General features: G+C 62.5%; 7 protein-coding genes and 1 pseudogene. 4 read left to right on the forward strand and 4 right to left on the reverse strand.

Annotation, left to right across the window (positions count from 1 at the left end; all coding sequences use genetic code 11):
* Together EN906_RS24755 and EN906_RS24760 are read left to right on the forward strand one after the other, a co-directional pair.
* Window positions 1-485 (forward strand): EAL domain-containing protein (locus EN906_RS24755; RefSeq protein ID WP_164777331.1); only part of this gene is annotated, 485 nt, incomplete at its 5' end.
* Between the two features lie 292 nt (window positions 486-777).
* Window positions 778-1386: a glutathione S-transferase family protein gene (locus EN906_RS24760; RefSeq protein ID WP_127270429.1), complete on the forward strand. Its 609-nt coding sequence runs from the start codon at window positions 778-780 to the stop codon at window positions 1384-1386.
* A gap of 31 nt (window positions 1387-1417) precedes the next feature.
* Here EN906_RS24760 and EN906_RS24765 read toward each other — a convergent pair whose 3' ends face one another.
* From EN906_RS24765 to EN906_RS24775, 3 genes are all read right to left on the reverse strand, one after another.
* Entirely contained in the window at window positions 1418-1672 is a 255-nt protein-coding gene (locus tag EN906_RS24765) for a hypothetical protein (protein ID WP_127270430.1), read from the reverse strand.
* Window positions 1669-1869 carry a hypothetical protein gene (locus EN906_RS24770; protein WP_027039317.1) on the reverse strand — a complete coding sequence of 67 codons (201 nt, stop codon included), beginning with the start codon at window positions 1867-1869 and terminating at the stop codon, window positions 1669-1671. Before EN906_RS24770 ends, EN906_RS24765 begins: the two co-directional genes overlap by 4 nt.
* 270 nt (window positions 1870-2139) lie before the next feature.
* On the reverse strand, window positions 2140-2352 hold the full coding sequence (locus tag EN906_RS24775; RefSeq protein WP_010910991.1) for a cold-shock protein: 213 nt from the start codon (window positions 2350-2352) through the stop codon (window positions 2140-2142).
* 296 nt (window positions 2353-2648) lie between these two features.
* Here EN906_RS24775 and EN906_RS24780 point away from each other — a divergent pair, with 296 nt between their 5' ends.
* On the forward strand, window positions 2649-2978 hold the full coding sequence (locus EN906_RS24780; protein ID WP_127270431.1) for a hypothetical protein: 330 nt from the start codon (window positions 2649-2651) through the stop codon (window positions 2976-2978).
* A 34-nt stretch (window positions 2979-3012) separates the two neighbouring features.
* Here EN906_RS24780 and EN906_RS24785 read toward each other — a convergent pair whose 3' ends face one another.
* Window positions 3013-3582 carry a methylated-DNA--[protein]-cysteine S-methyltransferase gene (locus EN906_RS24785; RefSeq protein ID WP_127270432.1) on the reverse strand — a complete coding sequence of 190 codons (570 nt, stop codon included), beginning with the start codon at window positions 3580-3582 and terminating at the stop codon, window positions 3013-3015.
* A 181-nt stretch (window positions 3583-3763) separates the two neighbouring features.
* Here EN906_RS24785 and EN906_RS24790 point away from each other — a divergent pair.
* Window positions 3764-4265, forward strand: a pseudogene (locus tag EN906_RS24790) (lytic transglycosylase domain-containing protein); the annotation flags it as partial.

A 4265-nucleotide genomic window follows, 5' to 3' on the forward strand; every position in this document is an offset into this window, starting at 1 on the left:
GCCTGATGACCAGGCATCTCGGCGAGTTCGGCCTGGCGCCGGCCATGCTGGTCTGCGAAATCACCGAACAGGCGGCGGACGACGCGCTTCTCGTGCGGCTGGTGCGCGAGATGCGGCGCGACGGCATCCGCATCGCCATCGACGATTTCGGCACCGGGCACTCGACCGAGGAGCGGGTGAGCCTGCTCAAGCCCGACATCGTCAAGATCGACGGCACCTGGTTCGCGGAGTTCTGCCGCCACGCTGCCGCCGAACGGTTCTTCCGCCCGCTGGTTTCCAGCCTGCATGACCGCGGCGCCAAGGTGCTGGTCGAAGGCATCGAGCAGCCCACCCATCTGCGCGTCGCGCTCGAAGGCGGCGTCGACCTGCTGCAGGGTTTTCTCCTTGCCCGTCCGGCCTTGGCCGGCACGGTATTCGAGGAGAAACCGCTGGTCATCGATGCGCTGCTGGGCCGGGACAGCAAGGTCGTGCCCCTCTTTGGCTAGGGCATGTCGATATTCAGGTGATGCCGGCCTGCAAACGGCGGCTTCCTGCGCTTCCCTAGTTCTACTGCCACGCAGTAGAACTGAGCTCACGTACTTAAGTACGCTCCGCTCCGGTTCTCGGAACCCACCGTTTTCGGCTCGGCCTGACCTGAATCTCAACATGCCCTTCAACGGCCTCAGATTTTCGGCGATTCACATATCAGCGGCGCTGATCGTCGTACCAAAACAAATCATTGGTTGAGACCGCCGCCGCTGCGATAATCGCGCGGAGACAGTGCTCCGGGGAACAGCCATGATACTTTACGGCATGATCGACAGCGGCAATTGTTACAAGCCGCGCCTGCTGATGGCCAAGCTTGGCCTTGGCTTTACCAATGTCGAAGTGAGTTCGCACACCGGCGATACGCGCAAAGCCGACTTTGTCGCCAAGAATCCGAATGCTATGGTGCCGCTGCTCGAGTTCGACGATGGCCGGCGGCTGGCCGAATCCAACGCCATCCTGCTCTATCTCGCCGAAGGCACACGCTTCCTGCCGGCGGACAGGTATGAGCGTGGGCTTGCCTATCAATGGCTGTTCTTCGAGCAATACAGCCACGAGCCTTACATTGCCGTGCGCAAGGCGCTGCTGACCTTCCCCGAACGTGCTGGGGATGCGACCCCGGAGCGGCTGGCGGTGACGCTGGAGCGCGGCAACAAGGCGCTCGGCGTGATGAACAGGCATCTGGAAAACAATGCTTTCTTTTCCGGCAGCACGCTCAGCGTCGCCGACATCGCGCTCTATGCCTATACGCATACGGCGGAGCAGGGCGGCTTCCATCTCGACGCCTATCCGGCGGTGGCGGCCTGGCTTGGCCGAGTGGAAGCGGATCCGGGGCATGTGCCGATCGAGTGGATGGGGTAGTTTGTCCCGCGCCAGGTGGGCGGATGGGTAGCTACTTCAAGAGATGATCATAGTCCGCATGGGTGCCGATCCAGAACCAGATCACATCATCGTTGGTGCGGGTGGCAACAGCCCGGTAATTGTCGTCAACTCGCGCAGACCAGTAGCGTCCGACCTGTTTGAAATGCAGCGAGGGATCAAAAGGGTGGGAGCGGAGTCTTTCAAAACGCCTGTCCGCTTTTGCTCTGATCGCCGATGGCAGTTTTTCGTAAGCCTCCCAGAACGATGGGGAGGCGACGTGATTCACAGAGGCCGCGTCCGACCAGCGCGATGGTCCGTCAGTGCCTGTTCGGCAAGCTTATCCAATCGGCCGGCTTTCGCATCGGCCTCGATCTGCCGATCCCACATATCCTCCCGAAGCGCTTCGAACCAGGCAGCAAACGCCTTCAGTTCTTCAGGGCTCAGTTCCGCAACGGATTTTTCAATTTGCTCAAGCTTGGTCATGGCCGAATGATACCACTACTAGGCTAAAAGTACCACCGGTGGGACTGTAGCGCCCGTTGCAGCACCTAACCCCAGACAGCAAAAAGGCGGGATTAAATCCCGCCTTCCATGCTTGGTAGCCTGATCGGGAACGTCCGGTCCGGGCTGGCAGCTATCTGCTGATCCAGCTTGTCGGGTCTTTCCGCTCCAGCGCGCTTCTCGCGCGACTGTCAGTACATCCGTGACTTGCCGCGCGCCCCGAGCTCTCGCCCGGCGCGCGCTATCGCAAAATCAGGCTGCCTTGCTCAGAGATCCAGCGGACGACTTGCCAGTGCGGCGGTCCTGCTCGATCTCGAAGTTGATCTTCTGGCCTTCGACCAGGGTCGACAGTCCAGCACGCTCGACAGCGGAGATGTGGACGAAAACGTCCGCGCCGCCCGCGTCAGGCTGAATGAAGCCGAAGCCCTTGGTGGCGTTGAACCACTTGACCGTTCCAGTTGCCATTTAGATAGTCCTTCACATTTGCTTTAGATTGACCAGACCGAGGTCCAGCCGGTGTGCATCGAGATTTTGGAGATAGACGTCAGCAAACGCGATTATCGCGAGGCCCGGATCGATCGGCCGAAATATCAATGGAAGGCATATAGGCTGCTTTCGCACGAAAAACAAGACTGCGTGAGAAAGCCGTGATGAGGGCGCCGCCCAATGGCCGCCCCAATCGCGTGAGAGCGTCGCGATGATCGGAGCCTGTGGGCGCTCGATCCACACCCGCTTGGGAGGGGATCTTGGGGGAGAGGACCATGAAAATCATTCTGCTTGCCGCCTGCCTCACGCTTGTCGCCGCCCAGGCGCAGGCGATCTCGCGCTACGACCCGACGCGTATGGGTTGCGGCAAGGTTCAGGGGACGATCGCCCGGCAAGGGGCCGTCATCCTGCGCTACCAGTCGAAGCGGGTGCCTAGACTGCCGCTCTACGACCGCTATGTGCAGAGCCAGCGATTCTGCAGCATGGGCGAGGTGAGGACACGGGCCTACGTGCCGAGCGCCGACACAAAGTCCTGCCCGGTCTACAACTGCAAGCGGCCGGACAATGACCGGCATTTCCGCCGGCGGTTCTTCCACAACAACTAGGCACCTGCCTACAACAATTAGGCACCTGCCTACATCAGAACCCGAACGACACCTGCGCTGGTGGCGGGGGGCCGACGCGCACGCCTTCCATGGCCAGCATCTTCTCCTTGGTGATCGATCCGCCGGGCGCCGAGAAGCCGCCGATCTTGCCGCCGGCGGCAAGAATGCGATGGCAAGGGATGACCAGCGGCACCGGATTTGAGCCAAGGGCGGCCCCGGTTTCGCGGGCGAGCCCGGCATGGCCGGCGGTTTTGGCCAGCTCGCCATAGGTGGTGGTTTCGCCGAAGGAGAGTTTTCGCGCCGCGTCGTAAATGGCGAGGCGGAAATCGTCGACGCCGTCGAGATCGACCGGCACGGCGGAGAAATCGATGTCCTCGCCCGCCGCATAGGCCTTGATCGCCGCGATCAGCTCGACCACCCATGGCGGCTGCGCCGTGGCACTGGAAACGCCGCCATGGCGCAGCAGGCGCCGCTCCACCGCTTCGCGGCTGCGTTCGGGCAGGCAGAGCCGGATCAGGCCCTTTTCGCTCCACGCAATGCCCATGAAACCGATCACTGTTTCTAACACTGCGTGGCCGGCCGTGATCGAAGCTGTCGTGACCATGATGCGTTCCTTCCCGCAAAGTGGCGAAATCCGGGATTGGTCCCAGTACATATGCGGAACAATATGGCATCACCGCCTGCGTCTCGCCACCCGAAAACCACCTGATCGCCCCGATTGCCCGGCCTGAATCGCTGGTGTAAGGAATTTCTTAACAACCCGACAAACCGGACCCGAGCGCGGCTTGCCAGCAAAACTCAACCTTATCGTGATCGGCGTGATCCTGGCCGCCGCCGGCATCAGCGGCTGCACGTCGACCTCGCAGATGAAGTCCGCGCCTGCTCTCACCGAAACAGCGACCGTCGCCGGCACTGACGCCGGTTTCACCGTGCCGCTGCCGGAGACGGTTTCGGTGCTGCCGGAATCATCAGGGATCGCCCCCGTTCAGACGGCCGAGCTGCCGCTCGATCCCGCCGCACAGCCGGCTGCGGCGACCGCCGCTTTTGCCGGATCGACACCGATGGCACCAGCCGCGCCCGCGGTGATGGCCGCCAATGCCTGGCAGGCGCCGCCACCAGCAAATGCGAGCAAGCCGGTCAAGGCGGCCGAGGCCTACACGACCGCGGGGCTGGTCGTGCCGGCAACCGCCAAGGGCGATCGCATGCCCGGCGTCCAGCAGGTCGCCTATGTCGTGCCGCAGAACCCGGCGGCCCTGGGCCAGTTCCCGGCAGGGCCCGTGCAAGAAG

The organism is Mesorhizobium sp. M7A.F.Ca.CA.004.06.1.1, from assembly GCF_003999135.1.
GTDB lineage: Bacteria > Pseudomonadota > Alphaproteobacteria > Rhizobiales > Rhizobiaceae > Mesorhizobium.